The organism is Streptomyces sp. NBC_01525 (assembly GCF_045040405.1).
GTDB lineage: Bacteria > Actinomycetota > Actinomycetes > Streptomycetales > Streptomycetaceae > Streptomyces > Streptomyces benahoarensis.
Window position 1 is genome coordinate 3,699,949 of the sequence record NZ_CP109397.1, and the last position, 17,174, is coordinate 3,717,122.

Here is a 17,174-nt window from a genome sequence, read left to right on the forward strand (position 1 = left end):
GCGGAAGGCCGTACGGGGGCGGGCCCGGCCGGTGGGGCGAGGGCGCCCGGCGGCCCGTACGGCGGCGGGCCTGGCAGCTCGTACGGAGGCGGCCCGGCAGCTCGTACGGCGGCGGCGCCCCAACTGCGCGGTGGGGCGCCGTCGTTCCACCGTCACGTCACCGGCCGCGCCGCCGTCTCCCGGCTGCGCAGTACCGCCGCGATCCGGTCGCACCAGGCGCGGGTCTCGCGTTCGAAGGTGAGGCCGCGCAGGCAGGTCAGATACGGGCCGATGCGGGTGGAGCGGACGAGGAAGGTGGCCTCGTCGAGGTCGCCGCGGAGCCGCTCCAGGACCCGGCCGAAGATCTCGGTCCGCCCGTCGGCGATCCGGGCCCGCTCGGTGAGCTGGGCGATCACCGGGGCGGCCGGGAGCCGGTCCACGGCCTGCACCTTGACCAGCAGGTCGTCGCGGAGGAACGACGGCCGGACGGTGGCGGCGGCGAACCGCTGGAGCTCGCCGATGCCCGCCTCGGTGACCGTGAACAGCCGCTTGTTGGGGCGCATCTCCTGCACCACCTGGCGGCCGGTGACCAGCCCGTCCCGCTCCAGCCCGGACAGTTCGGTGTAGAGCTGCTGCGGGCGGGCGTACCAGAAGTTGGCCACGCGGGCGTCGAACTCCTTGGCCAGCTCATAGCCGCTGCACTCCCCGTCCAGCAGCGCGGCGAGCACGGCGTGCCGCAGGGTCATCGCGACTCCTCTCGGATGCGGCGGGGCGGGCCGAGGCCGTGCGGCCCGCCCCGCCCGGTCAGACGCGTTCGGTGGCCTCCTCCAGGGCGATGGCGGCCGCGGGGCAGACGGCGGCGGCCTCGCGGACCGCCTCGTGCAGCGCGGCGGGCGGCAGGGCGTCGAGGAGGACCACGATGCCGTCCTCGTCGCGCTGGTCGAAGACGTCCGGTGCGGACAGCACACAGCTACCGGCGCCGCAGCACTTGTCCTGGTCGACGGTGACTCGCATGACGTTGCTCCTCGGGTGGGGCCGGGCGGCGGGCCGCCCGGTGCCGGTGGTGGCGCGGCGTCTGGGACCGGCCGCCGCGCCGGTGGGTGGATCGGTGGTACGACGAGCCGAAGTACCGTACGCGGTCGCGTGGTTGGCGGGGTATGGGGCCTCGGCCGGGACGGGTGGGGTGGCCGGTGCGGGAGGCCGGTGCGGGGGAGGGGGACCGGTCACCAGCCGACCGGGAGGGCGTGGACACCGTAGATGCCCATGTCGTGGCGGAACGGGACCTCCTCGAAGGGGACCGTGAGGTGCAGGTCCGGCAGGCGGCGCAGCAGCGTCTCCAGGGCGATCTGCATCTCCACCCGGGCCAGCGGCTGGCCCAGGCACTGGTGGATGCCGAAGCCGAACGCGACATGGCGGCGGGCGTCCCGGGTCACGTCGAGGGAGTCGCCACCGGGGAAGACGGCCTCGTCGCGGTTGGCGGCGTTCAGGGTGCAGAGCACGCCCTCGCCCGCCCGGATGGTGGTCCCGCCGACCGTGACGTCCTCGGTGGCGGCGCGGGGCACACCGTTGTGAATGATCGTCAGATAGCGCAGCAACTCCTCCACCGCGCCCTTGATCAGGGAGGGTTCGGCGCGCAGCCGCTCCAGTTGGGACGGGTTGCGCAGCAGCGCGAGGGTGCCGAGGGCCGTCATGTTCGCGGTGGTCTCGTGCCCGGCGATCAGCAGCAGCCGGCCCATCCCGGCGATGTCCTTGTCGGAGAGTTCGCCGCGCGCGACCAGTCGGCTGATGATCCCGTCGTCCGGCTCCCGGCGCTTCTTCGCCGCCAACCGTTCCAGGTAGTCGAGGAGTTCGTTCTGTGAGGCGCGGACCTCCTCGACGGTGGAGCGGAGGGCGAGCAGGACGCGGCTGCGGTCCTGGAAGAAGGCGTGGTCCTCGTACGGGACGCCGAGCAGCAGGCAGATCACCAGGGACGGCAGCGGCAGGGCGAACTCCGTGACGAGGTCGGCGGAGGTGCGGCCGTCGGTCATCCGGTCAAGGAGACCGTCGGCGATCTCCTGCACCTGCGGCCGCATCGCCTCCACCTTTTTGATCATGAAGTCGGCGGTCAGCATGCGGCGCAGCCGGGCGTGCTCCGGATCGTCCTTGCGGATGAAGCTGAACGAACGGTCCTCGGCGAGCACCCGGGTACCGGCGGTGAGGAAGGGGAATCCGGGGCGCCTGGCGTCGGCGCTGAACCGCGGGTCGCTCAGTACGTCCCGGACGTCCTGGTACCGGGTGACCAGCCAGACGGGCGAGCCGTCCCACAGGGTGGCTCGCACGACCGGCGCCTCCTCGCGGGCGCGGTCGACGGCGGGCGCCGGGTCGAAGGGGCAGCCGGGCGCGCGGGTGGCGGGGACGGCGACGGGGTGCGGTGCGGTGGTTGCGGGGTCGGTGTGCGGTGCGGTCGTCATGGCGGGTCCTTCCACGTTCGGGCGCGGGGCGCCGCGGTGAACGGTGCGGGTGATGCCGTCGGCACGCGGGCGGTACCGGGTGACCGGTATCCGGCTGCCGACTGTTCTCTGACGTGAGTTACCTGGCTCGGCTCTTACCTGGCTCGACTGTTACCTGACTAAAGCAACTATTAGGTCACGCTAACTCTCCCGCGGCGGGGGCGTAAGGGTGTGTTCCGGCCGCTTCGGCGGTGGCCGATTCCCGTTCTGTAAGGGGCCGTTGGCGGGGGACGGTTAGGGTTCCTGCATGTCGGAGCCCGTGCCGGACCAGGAGCCCATCGTCGCGCTGCAACGGGCGCTGGTCACGCTGTCCTACCTGCTCACCCGCTCGCAGGCGCACGAACGCCTCGCGGAGCGGGCCGGGGTCTCGGCCCGGCGGTCGGACCTGTGGCTGCTGATGGCGCTGGAGGGCGTCGGGGGCGTCAGCCGGGTCGGCGATCTGGCCGAGCATCTGATGGTCGAGCCGTCCCATGTCACCCGCCAGATCGGCCGGCTGGCGGCGGAACGCCTCGTCGAACGCACCCCGGACCCGCGCGACCGGCGGGCCCGCCAGGTCGCCATCACCCCCCACGGCCGCACCGTCCTCGGTCGCCTCCAGGACGCCCGCCAACTCACCCTCCACCGGGCCCTCGAAGGCTTCGACGCCCGCGATGTGGCGATCACGGCCGAGCTGCTGAACCGGCTCACGGAGCATGTGCGGGAGCGGGAGGCGGGGGAGGGGTGAGGGGCCTCGGCGGGGCCCGTTCCCGTACGGGCCCCGTACGCGGCGCGGCCCCGCCCAGCCCCGTCGTACGGGGCCGGACGGGGCCGAACGGGGCCGGTCGGCGGCTACTCGATCCCGATCCGCCCGTCCTCCTTCGGGCGGCGGGAGTCGGCCGACGCGCCCTTCCGGGACCCGGCGTCCCCGGCCGGCTCCCCGGTGGCGTCGGACGCGCCCAGGTTGCGGCGGACCGAGTCGAGGATGGTCAGGCCCTGGCCGACCAGACCGGCGGCGATCTCGCCCAGGCCGTCCGCGCCGTTGAGGACGTTGACGTTGGCGCCGGACAGGCCCGCCGATGCCTCCTTGACGATCTGCGGCAGCTGGTCGATCAGCATCCGGTCCAGCGCCACCCGGTCGTACGACGCCGCCGCCGCCGCCTGGATCTTCATCCGCTCCGCATCGGCCAGCGCCAGCAGCCGGATCCGCTCGGCCTCCGCCTCGGCGGGCTTGACGACCTCCGCGACCAGCTCCTGCTGGCGCAGCGAAGCGGCCCGCTCGGCCAGCTCCGTACGGGCGGCCAGCACCTCCTGCTGGGCGTGGGCATCGGCCAGCGGGCCCGCCTGCGCGGCCTGTGCCTGCACCCGGTCGACCTCGGCGTTGTACTGCGCCTGGACCACCGCCGTCTGCCGTGAGTACTCGGCCTGGTTCCGCGCCGCCTCCTGCTGCGCCTCGGCCGACGCCTGGGTGGCCCGCGCCTGCGCGATCTGCGCCTGCCGCTGGATGGCGGCCTTGTGCGGCGAGGACATCGCCTCGATGTAGCCGGTCTCGCCGTCGTCGATCGACTGGATCTGCAACGAGTCGACGATCAGGCCGATCTTCGCCATCTCCGTCTTGGAGGTCTCCAGCACCTCGGTGGCGAGTTTCTGCCGTTCGGTGACGATCTCCTCGACGGTCATCGAGCCGATGATGGACCGCAGATGACCGGCGAAGATCCGCCCGGTCAGCACGGACATCTGGTCCTGGTCGGACAGGAAGCGCTGTCCGGCGTTGACGATCGACTCGGTGTCGTTGCCGACCTTGAACGCGATCACGGCGCGCACGGTCAGCGCGATGCCCTGCTTCGTCACGCAGGTCTCCGCGACCTCCGACTCGCACATCGCCAACGTCAGGAACCGGGTCTTGCGGAAGACCGGCAGCACGAACTTGCCGTGGCCGATCACCACGCGGAACGGGGCGTCGCCGTGCCCCCGACGGCCGCCCGAGATCAACATGGCCTCATCCGGGGCCGGTACGCGGTAACCGAACATCTCTCGTCTCCTCAACCGGCGCTGCCGGCCCGGGGGTGGTTCGCGGCGCGTGGCGCACGCGAACAAAGGCCCCCTAACCGTTCAGCGCGTCCAACGGATCGGACCAGGCGAGGACGTCCACCTGCCGGGTGCCGCGCGAGGCGATCACCAGCACCTCCGTGCCGGTCGCCAGCGGCTCCGCCGACCAGGCCAGAAACGTCTCGGACCCGCCCCTGACCCGCACCTGGACCTCGCCGGGACCGGCCTCGCCCCGGGTGCCGATGAGCAGCACCCCGGTACAGCCGATCACGGCCTCGTCCCGCGCCATCGACGGCTTCCCCCTCGCCTTGGTGGTCCTGCTGCCGACCTTAGCCTCCGGCCAGGGGGTTCACCCATGGGGGAGCGGGGGGCGGGGCGGGCATTACCTGACTGTGACGTGGGAGGGGCGGGGCGCCACAGCCGTACGGCCCGGCGGATGTCACCCGCCGGGCCGCGTCCGTTCGTACGAACCGGGGTTAACCCAGCACCTTCCCCAGCGACGCCAGCGCCCCCTCCAGGTCCTCCCGCGTGATCGTCAGGGGTGGGGCGAGGCGGATGGTGGAGCCGTGGGTGTCCTTGACGAGGATGCCTTCGGCCATGAGGAGTTCGCTGATGTGGCGGCCGGTGCCGAGGGACGGGTCGATGTCGATGCCCGCCCACAGGCCGCGGGAGCGGAACGCGACGACGCCGCGGCCGGTGAGGGCGGACAGCCCCGCGCGCAGCACCTCGCCCAGTTCCGCGGCGCGGCGCTGGTACTCGCCGGTGGCCAGCAGGTCCACGACGGCCGAACCGACCGCGGCGGCCAGCGGGTTGCCGCCGAACGTCGAGCCGTGTTCGCCGGGGCGCAACACCTCCATCACGTCGTGGCGGGCGACGACGGCGGAGACCGGGACGATGCCGCCGCCGAGCGCCTTGCCCAGCAGCAGCACGTCGGGGACGACGCCCTCGTGGTCGACGGCGAGGGTGCGGCCCGTGCGGCCGAGGCCGGACTGGATCTCGTCGGCGATGAAGAGGCACCCGGCGCGGCGGGTCGCCTCACGGACGCCGGTGAGGTAGCCGTCGTCGGGGATCACGACGCCCGCCTCGCCCTGGATCGGCTCGATCAGCACGGCGGCGGTGGTCTCGTCGATCGCCGCTTCGAGGGCGGGGAGGTCGTTGTACGGGACGATGCGGAAGCCCGGCGTGAACGGGCCGAAGCCGTCGCGGGCGACCGGGTCGGTGGAGAAGCTGATGAGGGTGGTGGTGCGGCCGTGGAAGTTGTCCGCGGCCACCACGATCGTCGCTTGGTCCGCCGGGACGCCCTTGACCTCGTACGCCCACTTGCGGGCCAGTTTGATGCCGCTCTCCACCGCCTCGGCGCCGGTGTTCATCGGCAGGACCATGTCCAGGCCGGTGAGGCGGGCCAGCCCGGCGGCGAACCCGGCGAGCTTGTCGTGGTGGAAGGCGCGGGACGTCAGCGTCAGCGCGTCGAGCTGGCGGTGGGCGGCCGCGGTCAGCGCCGGGTGGCGGTGGCCGAAGTTGAGGGCGGAATAGCCGGCCAGCATGTCGAGGTACCGGCGGCCCTCGACGTCCTCGACCCAGACGTCCTCCGCGCGCGCCACGACCACCGGCAGCGGGTGGTAGTTGTGGGCGAGGACGGGCGTCTCGGCGGCGATGACGGACGCCGAAGAGGGGGCGGCACCGGACGCGGGGCCGGTCTGTGCGGGAGCGGTCATGAGCGGATCTCCTGGGTGCAGCACTTGATGCCGCCGCCGGCCTTGTGGAACTCCGACAGGTCGACGGGGACGGGGACATAGCCCTCCTGGGCCAGCCGGTCGATGAGCCCGGTGGCCTGCGGGGCGACGAAGACATGACGGCCGTCGGAGACGGAGTTGAGGCCGAAGGCCATCGCGTCGTCGCGGGTGGCGTGCACCGCCCGCGGGAACAGCCGCTCCAGCACCTGACGGCTGCCCGCCGAGAACGCCTCCGGGTGGTACGCGACGTTCTCGTCGTCGAGGGCGAACAGCGCGGTGTCGAGGTGGTAGAAGTACGGGTCGGTCAGGTGCAGGGCGATGGCCGGAACGCCGAAGAACTCCTGGAGCTCGGCGTGCGCCGCGCGGCTGGTGCGGAAGCCCGTACCGGCGAGGATCAGGCCGCCGACCGGCACCAGATCGCCCTCGCCCTCGCACGACGACTCCGGGCGGCGCACCGTGTGGCCGTCCGCCGCGAACCACTTCTCGTACGCGGCGGACTCCGGGCGGCGCTCCGGGGCGTGGAACGACGAGCCGAAGACCTTGCCGTGCAGGCAGAGCGCCGCGTTGGCGGCGAAGACCATGTCGGGCAGGTCCGGTTCGGGCGCCACGGTCTCGACGGTGTGGCCGTGTGCCCGGTAGGCGGCGGCCAGCGCCTCCCACTGCCGGGCGGCGCGCACGGAGTCGACGGGCGCGTCGCCGCTCATCCAGGGGTTGATGGCGTAGCGGACGTCGAAGTGCGCGGGCGGGCACATCAGGAAGCGGCGCGGGCGGGCGGCGCGGCGGGGGGCGGGGAGCGCGTCCACGGTGGCGCGCAGCGTGGTGCCACCGGGCAGCGTGGTGCCACCGGCCGGGCCGAGGGGGCTGGCGGGGCCGGTGCCGGTGGGGCCGGTGCCGGTGGGGCCGGTGGGGTACGCCGCCACGGCCGTTCCGGTGGCGGGGTCGGGTGGTGCGGGCTCGTGGCTCTTCGGGGCGGGCGCATGACTCGTCGGCACGGCAGGAACCTCCGCTTCCTACGGGGCACGACCGGTCGGCCCGCGGCGGGCGGCCGCGGGACTGCCGGATACGTCTCCACGGTAGGGAGCGCCCGTCACACACGACAAGCCGAACATGCTGCGCGAGGACGCAGTATCGCTGCGTGATCAGGCTCCTCGGGGCAGGATCGTTGCGCCGGTCGGAGGCTCGTCGGGGGCGGCCTGCCGGGCGCCCGCCTCCGGGGAGTCGGGCAGCAGATGGGACAGCACGAGGTAGCTGATCGTCTTCCGGATGAAGGGTTCGTCGCGGATCCGCTCCAGCACCTCCTCGAAGTGCGCGACGTCGGTGGCCCGGACGTGCAGCAGCGCGTCGGCGGCGCCGGTGACGGTCATCGCGGCGGCGATCTCGGGGTGGTTGCGGACCACCTCGGCCAGCCGCCGGGGCGGCGCGGCGCTGTCGCAGTACACCTCGACATACGCCTCGGTCAGCCAGCCCAGCGCCGAGGGCCGCACGGTCGCGGTGAACCCGGTGATCACCTCGGCGTCACGGAGCCGGTCGACGCGCCGCTTGACCGCGGTGGCGGAGAGGCCGATCGCCGTACCGATCTCCGCGAAGCTGGTGCGGGCGTTGTCGATGAGGGCGGCGACGATCTTGCGGTCGAGCTCGTCGAAGGAGGCGGGGCGGGGGGTGGCGCCTGGGGGCTTCCTTGCGCTCGTGGTGGTGCCGTGTGTGGTGTCGCGTGTGCTGCCGTGTGCGGTGGCGTGGGTGGTGTCTTGGGGTGTGCCGTTTCTTGTGGGCTTGCTGGTCACGGGGCCTCCCGGTGGGTGGTGTCGGGGCACGGTATCGAGAGGGGGCGGGGCCCTGCGGGGCGGCTTCGTGCAGGGAGGGTTCCTGTGCGTTGTGTGGGGTGCGGTCGTCCGGGTTCTGCGGGGTGGGGCCGTACGGGCCGGAGCCCTGCGCGGGGGATTCGTACAGGGAAGCTTCCTGTGCATTCCGCGGCGTGCGGCCTTCCGGGCTCTGCGCGGGCGGCTTCGTGCAGGAAGGCTTCCTGTACGTTCCGCGGCGTGGATGTGTGAGGACGAGGAGACGGGCCGGCGCGCGGTGGGGCGGCGGGTTTCGGAGGGATGAGGTGCGGGATGGGGCGGGGCTTGCGGGTGGCGGGGCGGGTGCGGTGTGACGGCATGCCGTGGGGTGCGGTGCGGGGATCGGGCGCGGGGCGCCGCCGGGGGGAGGCTGTCCGGCCGGGCCGGTTGTGGAGGTGGCGGCGGGTGGCTGGGCCCGCGCCCGTAGGGGGTGCCCGGTGAGGGTCTGTCTGCTCACGGATAAGCCGGGCCATCCGTTGTTGGTGGCGGCGTCGGCGTTGTTGGCCGAGCGGGGCACGGTGGTGGCGTACGACCCGGATGCGGAGGCCGTACCCGTACCTGTCCCCGCGCCCGTACCCGCGCCCGCGCCGGTACCTGTCCCCGCACCCGTACTCGTACCGGACGAGGGGGGCGCGAGGCCGGGGGCGTCGGAGGGGGCGAAGGTGAACGGCGAGGTCCCGGTGGCGGCCGGGGTGCCCGCCGCCGACGTCTACCTCCTCAAGGCGCACACGCCCCGTGCGCTGGCGCTCGCCGCGCGGCTGGCGAAGGGCGGCGCCGCGGTGGTCAACTCCGCGGCGGCGACCGCGTTGTGCCAGGACCGTACGGAGATGGCGGCGGTGGCGCGGGCGGCGGGGCTGCCGTTCGCGGCGACCCGGACACTGGACCGGCTCGGGCCGCTGGCGGCGGCCGGGGAGCCGTCCGTCCCGCTGGTCGTCAAGAGCCGCCGCAGCCGCCGCGGTGACCTCGTCGCCCGCGCCGATACCGCCGCCGACCTGCGTGCGCTCGCCGCGGCCTGGCCCGATGAGCCCGTCGTCGTCCAGGAGTTCACGCCGAACGGCGGCTGGGACCACAAGCTGTGGGCGATCGACGGGCAGCTCTTCGCCGCCGTCCGCCGCTCCGAGCTGGCACCTGGCGGCCGTGGTGGCACCACCACCGTCGATCTGGCTGAACTGCCCGCCGGTTGGGCCGAGTTGGTGCACCGGGTCGGTGAGGTCTTCGCCCTCGACGTCTACGGAGTCGACCTCCTGGACGCGGGCGACGGCACCCCGGTCATCGTTGACATCAACGCCTTCCCTGGTGTCCGCGGCCAGGCGGGTGCCCCGGAGGCATTGGCGGCGCTGACGCTGCGGGCGGCGGCGGGGGCGCGGGCGGTGCGGGCGCCGGGGCGCGCGGCTCGTGGACCGGCGACGACCGGCACGCGCCCCTCAAGTGCGACCGCTGACGCCCGCGCCCGCCATGGCTGAACGCCGTCCGCATCTCGCCTCCCTCGACGGGCGCGCGGCTTCGCGTGGTGCGGCCTCCCTCAGGCGCCCCGCCCCGTCTCCGGTTCCGTCGTCGCGGCCGTCCCGGGTGCCGCCAGCTCCCCGGCGGGCTCCGGCCCGGCGGCCGGGCGGAGGTGCCGCAGCGTGACGGCGCTGATCAGGGCCAGGGCGATCAGGGCGAGGCAGTAGAGGGTGACGCCCGGCCAGGCGGCGGCGGAGTAGGCGACGCCGCCGACCGTGCCGCCGACGGCGCTGCCGATGTAATAGAAGAAGAGGTAGACGGCGGCGCCCTGCGCGCCCAGGGCGGTGGCCCGGCCGCCGACCCAGCCGCTGGCCACCGCGTGCGCCGCGAAGAACCCGACGGTGAAGACCACCAGCCCCGGGACGACCGCACCCAGCTGCGGTACGAGCATCACCACCAGCCCCGCGACGGTGGTCAGCAGCGCCGGGATCAGCACCCGCGGGCGGCCGAACCGGTCGACGAGACGGCCCGCCGCCGCCGACGAGAACGACCCGGCCGCGTACGCCACGAAGAGCAGTCCGGCGGCGGTCTGGGAGAGGTGGAACGGCGCCGCGATGAGGCGGAAGCCCAGGTAGTTGTAGACGGTGACGAACGCGGCCATCGCGACGAAGCCGATGAGGTACAGGCGCAGCAGCCCGCTGTCCGGCAGCGCCCGGCCGATCCCGGCGGCCAGTGCGCGCGGGCGCGGCTCACGGCGGACGAAGCGGACCGACGCCGGGATGGTCAGCCGGAAGACGACCGCACAGACCGCCGCGGCCACCCCGACCGCGCCGATCGCCCACCGCCAGCTGCCGGTCACCTCCAGCACCCCGTCGGCGAGCAGCCGCCCCGCCATACCGCCGATGCCGTTGCCCGCGACGTACAGCCCCATCGCCTGGCCCAGCGACGCGCGGTGCACCTCCTCGGCGAGGTACGACATCGCGGTGGCCTGGAGCCCGGCGAGGGAGAGGCCCTGGAGGACGCGGATCACCAGCAGCGCCGGGAAGGTGGGGGCGAAGGCGGCGGCGATACCGAGGAGGGCGGCGCAGCTCAGCGCGAGCGTCATCATGCCCGTCCGGCTCCAGGCGTCGGAGACCGCGGTCAGCGGCACCACGGCGAGCGCCATCGACGCGGTCGAGACGGAGACGGTCAGCGACGATGCGGCGGGGGAGAGGTGCAGGTCGAAGGAGAGGGCGGGCAGGAGCGCCTGGACGCAGTAGAGCGTCATGAAGGTGGTCAGCCCGGCCGCGAAGAGCGCACCGGTGGCGCGCCGGAAGCCGGGGGTGCCTCGGGTGTGTGCGGCGGGTATCGGGGCTGCGTCGGTCACCCGGCGACGGTAGGCACGGGGCAAATGATGCGTCCAATGCATGGATCGGCGAGGTATGTTCCGAATATGGAACAGATGAGCGAGTGGGGTGGTGGGGCGTCGGCGCGGGCGCGGCGGGCCACCGACGGTCCGCGGTCCGCGCCGGTGGCCGGTGGTACGCGGGAGCCGTGGGGCGTGCCCGGCCCGAAGGGGTTGCCGGGGCTGCGGGGCCTGCCCGGCCTGCGGGCGGCCGGGCCGCTGGCGGCGGTCTGCCCGGATCTCGTGCGGTTCGTGGCGGTCGCCCGGCTGGAACATCTCTCGGCCGCCGCCGACGAGTTGGACGCGCCGCAGTCGACGGTCAGCCGCGGCATCGCCCGGCTGGAGGCGGCCGTCGGCACCCCGCTCTTCGACCGCGAGGGGCGCGGGCTGCGGCTGACCCGGCACGGCCGGGCGTTCCTCGCCCGAGTCCAGCGGGGCCTGGCGGAGATCGCCACCGGCTGCGAGGAGTTGCGGCTCGCCACGGATGTGCCCGGCACCGTCGCCCTCGGCTTCCTGCCCGCGCTCGGCGCCGCGCCCGTTCCGCTGCTGGTCAGCTGGTTCCGGGAGCGGCATCCGCAGGCCCGGTTCCAGCTGGTGCAGGACAACGCCGAGGGGCTGCTGGCGCGGCTGCGGGCCGGGGAGGTCGATCTCTGCCTGACGTCACCGCTGCCCGACGAGGCGGGCATCACCACCGTCCCGGTCGCCCGCGAACCGCTCCGGCTGGTCGTCCCCGCCGGTCACCCCCTGGCCGCGCGCGAACGGGTCCGCCTCACCGACGCCGCCGACGAGGACTTCGTCATGGCCACCTCGGGCTACGGCCTGCGCCGCCTGGTCAACGGCCTCTGCGCGGACGCCGGGTTCACGCCCCGGGTGGCGTTCGAGGGCGCCGAGATCGCCACCATCCGCGGCTTCGTCGCGGCGGGCCTGGGCGTCGCGGTGCTGCCACCGTCCCCGGTGCCCGTCCCCGGCCTCGTCGACCTCCCGATGGGCGAACCGTCCGCGCACCGCACCGTCGGCCTGACCCGCGTCACGGCCCGTACGCCGACGCCCGCCGTCGCGGACTTCATCGCGCTGTTGGAGGAGCGGGCGCAGGAGTGCTTCGGGGTGGGGGCGGGCGCGGCGGGGTGAGCTGCCGCGGGGCCCGGCGCCCGGGCCGCACGCCCGGCCGATCGAGGCCCGGCCGTCCCCGGCCGGATCACCCCTCCGCCCCTTCGAGCGCCTGCTCCGTCCACACCGTCTTGCCGGTCGCGCCGTAGCGGCTGCCCCGGAGGCGGTCCTTCCTGGTAAGGGCGGGCGGTGAGACCGCGGCGCGGTGGCGGGAGGGGTGGACGGGTGGGGGGAGCCTGCGGTGATAGCCAGATGTTCAGCTGCCGGGCGCGGGTGATGAGGTGCGCGGCGGAGGCGGCGCCGGTGGCCTCGCACAGCGCGCGGATGTCCTGCTCGGTCTTGATGACCGGCACGTGGGAGCGTTCCGTGGTGTCCCAGGTGGTCGTCCCCAGGCGATGGCCGACGGGGTGAAGCTGGACGACGACGCGCGGCACATCGCGTGGGAGGAACAGCTCAAGGCGGCCGGGGCGGGGTTCTGCGCGACGAGTGGGGCGCCTACACGGAGCCGCCCGGCTTCTGACGGGCGCGGGGGGCCCCGCCGCCCGGCGGGTCCCCACCTTCGAATGTCAGTATGAACAGCGCTCCGCCGCCCGGCGCCGCCCGTGCCGTCAGGTCCGCGCCATGAGCCCGGGCGATCTGCCGGGCCATGGCCAGCCCCAGCCCCGAGCCCGGCAGCGCACGGGCCGCGTCAGCGCGGTAGAAGCGGTCGAAGACGTACGGGAGGTCCGTCGCCGCGATCCCGGGACCGTGGTCGCGGACCGTCACCTCCAGCCCGTCCCCGAACGCGGTCAGACCGATCTCCACCGGGGCGCCCGGCGGGCTGAACTTGGCCGCGTTGTCCAGCAGATTGGTCAGCAGCCGACTCAGGCGGGCGGGCACGCCGGGCCTGGTCACCTCCGCCGCCGGGGGCGCGATCTCCAGCAGGAAGCGGGTCTCCGGCCAGTGTGTTCGGGCCGTGGTCACCGCATGCCCGGCCAGGTCCGCGATGCGCACCTCCTCCAGCAGCGGCAGCGGCTCCTCGTCCCTGGCCAGCTCGATCAGGTCGTTCACCATGCCTGTCACCTCGCGGATCTGCCGGCCCAGCGCCTTCGCCGCCCGGTCGCGCTGCGCCGGCGTCAGCCGGTCGGCCCGGGCCAGCAGCTCCGCGTTGGTGCGCAGCGCGGTCAGCGGGGTCCGCAGCTCGTGCGAGGCGTCCGCGACCAGCCGGCGCTGGGCGGTCACCGACTGCTCCAGCTCACCGAGCATCGTATTGAAGCTGGCCGCCAGCCGGGTCACTTCGTCCTGGCGTCCCGGCAGCCCCGGCGGCAGCTCGATGCGGTGGCGCGGGTCCCGGGTGGCCGCGATCCGCTCGGCGGTCGAGGTGAGCCGGGCCACGGGTGCCAGGCCGGTGCGGGAGACCCCGTAACCGAGCGCCGCCGCCAGCAGGACGCCCGCCCCGCCGACCGCCGCCAGCAGTGCGGCAGCCTGCCGGACGCCCTTCTCCACCGGGTCCGAGCGCAGCGCCACCTGGAGCGCCCGCCCGTCACCGAAGCGAGTCGTGAGCATCCGCAGGGGCTGCCCGAAGCGGGTGATGTTGCTGAAGTACGGGGCCCGGTCGCCCGCCGCCACCTCTCGTACCGGAGCGGAGACCGGCAGCAGCGGATACGCCTCGCCCGGGTCCGCCGCCGGGGCGGCCGGGACCACCTGCGCGCAAGCGGGCGCGGAGAGGTACCGGCACTCGCCGGCCAGCACCTGCGGGCCGCCGCCCCGGTTCTCCTGGATCAGCCGCGTCGCGGACTGCGTCAGATTCAGGTCCAGCTGGTGCAGCAGCTCGTAGCGGATCACGAAGAAGGCGGCCGTGCACACCCCGACCGCGACCAGTGCCACCGCCGCCGAGGCCGCCAGCGCCAGCCGTGTACGCACCGGGCGCCGACGCCGCCACCGGGCGCCCAGCCGGCGCACCCCGCTCATGCCACGTCCAGCCGGTATCCGAGACCGTGCACCGTGTGGACGAGCCGCGGTTCGCCGCCCACCTCCAGTTTGCGGCGCAGGTAACTCACGTATACCGAGAGCGAGTTGGAGTCCGGCCCGAAGTCCTGCCCCCAGACGAGCTCCAGGATCATCGCGCGGGGGAGCACCTGGCCCGGGTGGCGCAGGAGCAGTTCCAGCAGGGCGGCCTCGGTGCGGCTGAACTCCAGCGGGCGGCCCGCTCGTCGCCCCGTGCGGGCCACCGGATCCAGTGTCAGGTCCGCGAAGGACAGTTCCGCCCCCTCCGCCGCGGGCGGGGCCGCCCGCCGCAGCAGGGCTCTGACCCGGGCCACCAGTTCGTCCAGCGCGAACGGCTTCACCAGATAGTCGTCGGCGCCCGCGTCCAGGCCGTCGACGCGCTCGCTCACGGAGGCCAGGGCGGTGAGGACCAGGACCGGGGTCCTGTCCTCCATCGCGCGCAGCCGGCGGCACACCGCGAGCCCGTCCAGGACCGGCATCATCACGTCCAGGACCAGCGCGTCGGGCTGCCAGGACGCCACCGCCGAAAGCGCGGCCAGGCCGTCGCCGACCCCTCGTACCTCGTACCCCTCTACGCTCAGCCCGTCCTCGACGGCGGCCCGTACTTCCGGCTCGTCGTCGGCCACCAGAATCCTGTTCATACCCCGAAGGATGCCAAAGCGGACTCTTAGAACCTTCTTAAGCCGCTTCCCGAGAGTGGTGGCCATGCGCACACCACTCTCCGTCGTGATCGGTGCGGGCGGCACAGGCGGCCACATCTACCCAGGGCTCGCTCTCGCCGAGGCCCTGCGCCGCGCCGACCCGGACGCGGCCATCTCCTTCGTCGGGACCGAGCGGGGCCTGGAGACGACCCTGATCCCGGCGGCCGGATACCGGCTGCACACCGTCGACATGATCCCCTTCGACCCCGCGCTGGGAGCCAAGCGCTTCCTGCTTCCGGCCGCCCTGCTGCGCTCCGGCGCCCAGTGCCGGTCCATCCTGCGCACCCAGCGGGCCCAGGTCGTCGTCGGCATGGGCGGCTACCCGAGCGCCCCCGCCGTCCTCGGGGCCCGGATGGCCGGGCTGCCCAGCGTCATCCACGAGTCCAACGCCGTCCCCGGCCGCGCCAACCAGTTCGCTGCCCGGCTCACCGAACACCTCACGGTCGCCTTCGACGGCAGCCGCCCGCACCTGGCGGGCGGAGAGCGGGCCCGGACCGTCGGCATGCCGATCGCCGCCTCGCTGGCCGCCCTGGACCGCCCCGCGCTCCGCGACGAGGCCCGGGGCACCTTCGGAATACCCGCCGGAGCCCGCGTCGTCCTCTTCAACGGCGGCAGCCTCGGCGCGGCCCGGCTCACCGCGGCCGCGGTCGGCCTCGCCACCCGCTGGCGCGACCGCCGGGACGTCCACCTCCTGATCAAGACGGGTCCGGCGGCGCTCGCGGAGACCCGACAGCGGCTCGCCGACGCGGGCGCGGGCCCGGTCGCGCAGGCCGTCCCCTACCTGGACCGGATGGACCTCGCCTACGCCGTGGCCGATCTGGTGGTCTGCCGGGCCGGGTCCGCCACGATCGCCGAACTCGCGACCACCGGGGTGCCCGCCGTCCTCGTGCCCTACCCGCACGCCCCCGGCGACCACCAGACCCACAACGCCCGGGTGCTGTCCGAAGTGGGCGCCGCATACCTCGTGCCGGACGCCGAAGCCACCGCCGACCGGCTCGCCGCCGTCGTCGAGCCGCTGCTCACCGACCCCGGCAGGCTCGCCGCGATGGGCCGCGCCGCCGACCCCGGCAACCATGCGCGGGCTGCCGACCTGCTCGCCGCCACCGTCATCCGCCTCGCCACCGCCCCGTAACACCACCCACCGCAAAGGAATTCACCGCATGAGCACCGACCGCAACGGCCGCAGCATCGACTGGAAGGGCCGCACGGTCCTCGTCACCGGCGCTGAGGGCTTCATCGGCTCCACCCTCGTGGACCTGCTCGTCCAACGCGGCGCGCACGTCCGCGCGTTCGTGCACTACAAGCCGTATGCCGAGAAGGGGCACCTCGCCCGCTACCTCGACGACCCGCACAGCCCCGTCGAGATGATCGCCGGGGACATCGGTGACGCGGGCCGTGTGATGGACGCGGTCGCGGGCTGCGACACGGTCTTCCACCTCGCTGCGCTCGTCGGCATCCCGTACAGCTACGACGCGCCGGCCGCGTACGTCCGCACGAACGTCGTCGGCACCGAGAACATCGCCGAGGCGTGCCGCCGCCACTCGGTGCGCCGCCTGCTGCACACCTCCACCAGCGAGGTGTACGGGAGCGCGCTGACCGCCCCGATCAGCGAGAGTCACCCGCTCCAGCCGCAGTCTCCATACTCCGCCTCGAAGATCGGCGCCGACATGATGGCGCTCTCGCACTGGCACGCCTTCGAGCTTCCGGTGACCGTCGTCCGCCCGTTCAACACCTACGGCCCGCGCCAGTCCGCCCGAGCGGTGATCCCCACGATCCTGGCCCAACTGCACGCGGGCGCACGGGAGATCCGCCTCGGCTCACTGACCCCCACCCGGGACTTCACGTACGTCACCGACACCGCGGCCGGATTCCTGGCGCTGGCCGACTGCGACCGGGCCCTGGGCGAGAGCGTCAACCTCGGCACCGGCCGGGAGATTTCGGTCGGGGACCTGGCGAAAGCCCTGATCACCGCGTCCGGCCGGGACGCGGAGGTGGTGGTGGACCCGGCGCGGCTGCGGCCCTCCGGCAGCGAGGTCCAGCGGCTGCTGTCCGACAACACCCGGGCCCGCGAGTGGGCGGGCTGGCGGCCCGAAGTCCCCCTGGAGCAGGGCCTGGAGCGGACCTCCGCCTGGGTGGAGAAGAACCTCCACCTCTTCGCGCCGGGGCGCTATCAGGTCTGAGCCCCGGCCAGCCCGAGCAGCAGCAGAGAGGTGAAGCTGCGCGCCCACTCGGCGTCCACCGGCTCGGCGCTGACCAGCGTCCGGTGCACCACGGCACCGGCGATCACATCGAAGATCAGGTCCGCGTTGTGGGCCGCCGCCTCGGCATCGTCCCCGTACGACAGCTCGCCGCGGGCCTGGGCGCGTTACCGGCCGAGGACGACCAGGTGCTTCTGCCCCCGCCGCCACCCCCACCCGCTCCGCAACCGGCAAGGTCTGGCTGATCACCGGCGCCAACTCCGGTTTCGGGCAGGCGAACGAAGCCGCTGCCCG

General features: G+C 74.0%; 16 protein-coding genes and 1 pseudogene. 5 read left to right on the plus strand and 12 right to left on the minus strand.

The annotated features are described in order from the left end of the window. Positions 1 to 152: 152 nt before the first annotated feature. From OG422_RS16620 to OG422_RS16630, 3 genes are all read right to left on the minus strand, one after another. Positions 153 to 725 carry a PadR family transcriptional regulator gene (locus OG422_RS16620; protein WP_405743534.1) on the minus strand — a complete coding sequence of 191 codons (573 nt, stop codon included), beginning with the start codon at positions 723 to 725 and terminating at the stop codon, positions 153 to 155. A gap of 58 nt (positions 726 to 783) precedes the next feature. After that, positions 784 to 993 carry a ferredoxin gene (locus OG422_RS16625; protein ID WP_405743535.1) on the minus strand — a complete coding sequence of 70 codons (210 nt, stop codon included), beginning with the start codon at positions 991 to 993 and terminating at the stop codon, positions 784 to 786. Positions 994 to 1,202: 209 nt separating this feature from the next. Then, positions 1,203 to 2,429, minus strand: a complete 1,227-nt coding sequence (locus OG422_RS16630) for a cytochrome P450 (RefSeq protein ID WP_405743536.1) — start codon at positions 2,427 to 2,429, stop codon at positions 1,203 to 1,205. Between the two features lie 286 nt (positions 2,430 to 2,715). Between OG422_RS16630 and OG422_RS16635 the strand changes: the two genes are divergently transcribed. After that, entirely contained in the window at positions 2,716 to 3,192 is a 477-nt protein-coding gene (locus OG422_RS16635) for a MarR family winged helix-turn-helix transcriptional regulator (RefSeq protein ID WP_143944842.1), read from the plus strand. A 104-nt stretch (positions 3,193 to 3,296) separates the two neighbouring features. Here the strand turns inward: OG422_RS16635 and OG422_RS16640 are convergent, their stop codons facing one another. The 5 genes from OG422_RS16640 to OG422_RS16660 all read right to left on the minus strand — a co-directional run bounded on the left by OG422_RS16640 (position 3,297) and on the right by OG422_RS16660 (position 8,007). After that, complete coding sequence (locus tag OG422_RS16640; protein WP_405743537.1) at positions 3,297 to 4,475, minus strand: flotillin family protein; 1,179 nt, start codon at positions 4,473 to 4,475, stop codon at positions 3,297 to 3,299. A 73-nt stretch (positions 4,476 to 4,548) separates the two neighbouring features. Further along, the gene (locus OG422_RS16645; protein WP_143944886.1) at positions 4,549 to 4,782 is read right to left on the minus strand and encodes a hypothetical protein; all 234 of its coding nucleotides are present in this window, start codon (positions 4,780 to 4,782) and stop codon (positions 4,549 to 4,551) included. A 187-nt stretch (positions 4,783 to 4,969) separates the two neighbouring features. Then, a complete protein-coding gene (gene rocD, locus OG422_RS16650) occupies positions 4,970 to 6,208 on the minus strand; it encodes an ornithine--oxo-acid transaminase (RefSeq protein ID WP_405743538.1) in 1,239 nt (412 codons plus the stop codon). Next, positions 6,205 to 6,978 (minus strand): dimethylargininase, encoded by a 774-nt coding sequence (gene ddaH, locus OG422_RS16655; RefSeq protein ID WP_405747828.1) that lies wholly within the window; start codon positions 6,976 to 6,978, stop codon positions 6,205 to 6,207. The genes rocD and ddaH overlap by 4 nt, the downstream gene beginning before the upstream one ends. A gap of 387 nt (positions 6,979 to 7,365) precedes the next feature. Further along, on the minus strand, positions 7,366 to 8,007 hold the full coding sequence (locus OG422_RS16660) for an Lrp/AsnC family transcriptional regulator (protein WP_405743539.1): 642 nt from the start codon (positions 8,005 to 8,007) through the stop codon (positions 7,366 to 7,368). A gap of 716 nt (positions 8,008 to 8,723) precedes the next feature. On the opposite strand from OG422_RS16660, the gene OG422_RS16665 reads away from it, so the two are divergent. Continuing rightward, a complete protein-coding gene (locus tag OG422_RS16665) occupies positions 8,724 to 9,524 on the plus strand; it encodes a RimK family alpha-L-glutamate ligase (RefSeq protein ID WP_405743540.1) in 801 nt (266 codons plus the stop codon). A gap of 59 nt (positions 9,525 to 9,583) precedes the next feature. Here the strand turns inward: OG422_RS16665 and OG422_RS16670 are convergent, their stop codons facing one another. Next, positions 9,584 to 10,870, minus strand: coding sequence for an MFS transporter (locus tag OG422_RS16670; protein ID WP_405743541.1), 1,287 nt, complete (start codon positions 10,868 to 10,870; stop codon positions 9,584 to 9,586). A 66-nt stretch (positions 10,871 to 10,936) separates the two neighbouring features. On the opposite strand from OG422_RS16670, the gene OG422_RS16675 reads away from it, so the two are divergent. Continuing rightward, entirely contained in the window at positions 10,937 to 12,016 is a 1,080-nt protein-coding gene (locus tag OG422_RS16675; RefSeq protein WP_405743542.1) for a LysR family transcriptional regulator, read from the plus strand. A 474-nt stretch (positions 12,017 to 12,490) separates the two neighbouring features. Here OG422_RS16675 and OG422_RS16680 read toward each other — a convergent pair whose 3' ends face one another. Both OG422_RS16680 and OG422_RS16685 read right to left on the minus strand, forming a co-directional pair. Continuing rightward, positions 12,491 to 13,945 (minus strand): sensor histidine kinase, encoded by a 1,455-nt coding sequence (locus tag OG422_RS16680; protein ID WP_405743543.1) that lies wholly within the window; start codon positions 13,943 to 13,945, stop codon positions 12,491 to 12,493. Then, positions 13,942 to 14,622: a response regulator transcription factor gene (locus OG422_RS16685; RefSeq protein ID WP_405743544.1), complete on the minus strand. Its 681-nt coding sequence runs from the start codon at positions 14,620 to 14,622 to the stop codon at positions 13,942 to 13,944. Before OG422_RS16685 ends, OG422_RS16680 begins: the two co-directional genes overlap by 4 nt. A gap of 64 nt (positions 14,623 to 14,686) precedes the next feature. Here OG422_RS16685 and OG422_RS16690 point away from each other — a divergent pair, with 64 nt between their 5' ends. After that, a complete protein-coding gene (locus OG422_RS16690; protein WP_405743545.1) occupies positions 14,687 to 15,814 on the plus strand; it encodes a UDP-N-acetylglucosamine--N-acetylmuramyl-(pentapeptide) pyrophosphoryl-undecaprenol N-acetylglucosamine transferase in 1,128 nt (375 codons plus the stop codon). 28 nt (positions 15,815 to 15,842) lie between these two features. Beyond that, positions 15,843 to 16,862: a GDP-mannose 4,6-dehydratase gene (locus OG422_RS16695; RefSeq protein WP_405743546.1), complete on the plus strand. Its 1,020-nt coding sequence runs from the start codon at positions 15,843 to 15,845 to the stop codon at positions 16,860 to 16,862. Here OG422_RS16695 and OG422_RS16700 read toward each other — a convergent pair. After that, a pseudogene (locus OG422_RS16700) lies at positions 16,853 to 17,077 on the minus strand (TetR family transcriptional regulator); the annotation flags it as partial. The gene OG422_RS16695 and the pseudogene OG422_RS16700 sit on opposite strands and share 10 nt — an antisense overlap. Positions 17,078 to 17,174: the final 97 nt, after the last annotated feature.

What these genes read in the sequence shown, in the direction of transcription:
- OG422_RS16620 (WP_405743534.1), bottom strand. Translation starts at nt 725, where the DNA reads ATGACCCTGCGGCACGCCGTGCTCGCCGCGCTGCTGGACGGGGAGTGC.
- OG422_RS16625 (WP_405743535.1), bottom strand. Translation starts at nt 993, where the DNA reads ATGCGAGTCACCGTCGACCAGGACAAGTGCTGCGGCGCCGGTAGCTGT.
- OG422_RS16630 (WP_405743536.1), bottom strand. Translation starts at nt 2,429, where the DNA reads ATGACGACCGCACCGCACACCGACCCCGCAACCACCGCACCGCACCCC.
- OG422_RS16635 (WP_143944842.1), top strand. Translation starts at nt 2,716, where the DNA reads ATGTCGGAGCCCGTGCCGGACCAGGAGCCCATCGTCGCGCTGCAACGG.
- OG422_RS16640 (WP_405743537.1), bottom strand. Translation starts at nt 4,475, where the DNA reads ATGTTCGGTTACCGCGTACCGGCCCCGGATGAGGCCATGTTGATCTCG.
- OG422_RS16645 (WP_143944886.1), bottom strand. Translation starts at nt 4,782, where the DNA reads ATGGCGCGGGACGAGGCCGTGATCGGCTGTACCGGGGTGCTGCTCATC.
- rocD (WP_405743538.1), bottom strand. Translation starts at nt 6,208, where the DNA reads ATGACCGCTCCCGCACAGACCGGCCCCGCGTCCGGTGCCGCCCCCTCT.
- ddaH (WP_405747828.1), bottom strand. Translation starts at nt 6,978, where the DNA reads ATGTGCCCGCCCGCGCACTTCGACGTCCGCTACGCCATCAACCCCTGG.
- OG422_RS16675 (WP_405743542.1), top strand. Translation starts at nt 10,937, where the DNA reads ATGGAACAGATGAGCGAGTGGGGTGGTGGGGCGTCGGCGCGGGCGCGG.
- OG422_RS16680 (WP_405743543.1), bottom strand. Translation starts at nt 13,945, where the DNA reads ATGAGCGGGGTGCGCCGGCTGGGCGCCCGGTGGCGGCGTCGGCGCCCG.
- OG422_RS16685 (WP_405743544.1), bottom strand. Translation starts at nt 14,622, where the DNA reads ATGAACAGGATTCTGGTGGCCGACGACGAGCCGGAAGTACGGGCCGCC.
- OG422_RS16690 (WP_405743545.1), top strand. Translation starts at nt 14,687, where the DNA reads ATGCGCACACCACTCTCCGTCGTGATCGGTGCGGGCGGCACAGGCGGC.
- OG422_RS16695 (WP_405743546.1), top strand. Translation starts at nt 15,843, where the DNA reads ATGAGCACCGACCGCAACGGCCGCAGCATCGACTGGAAGGGCCGCACG.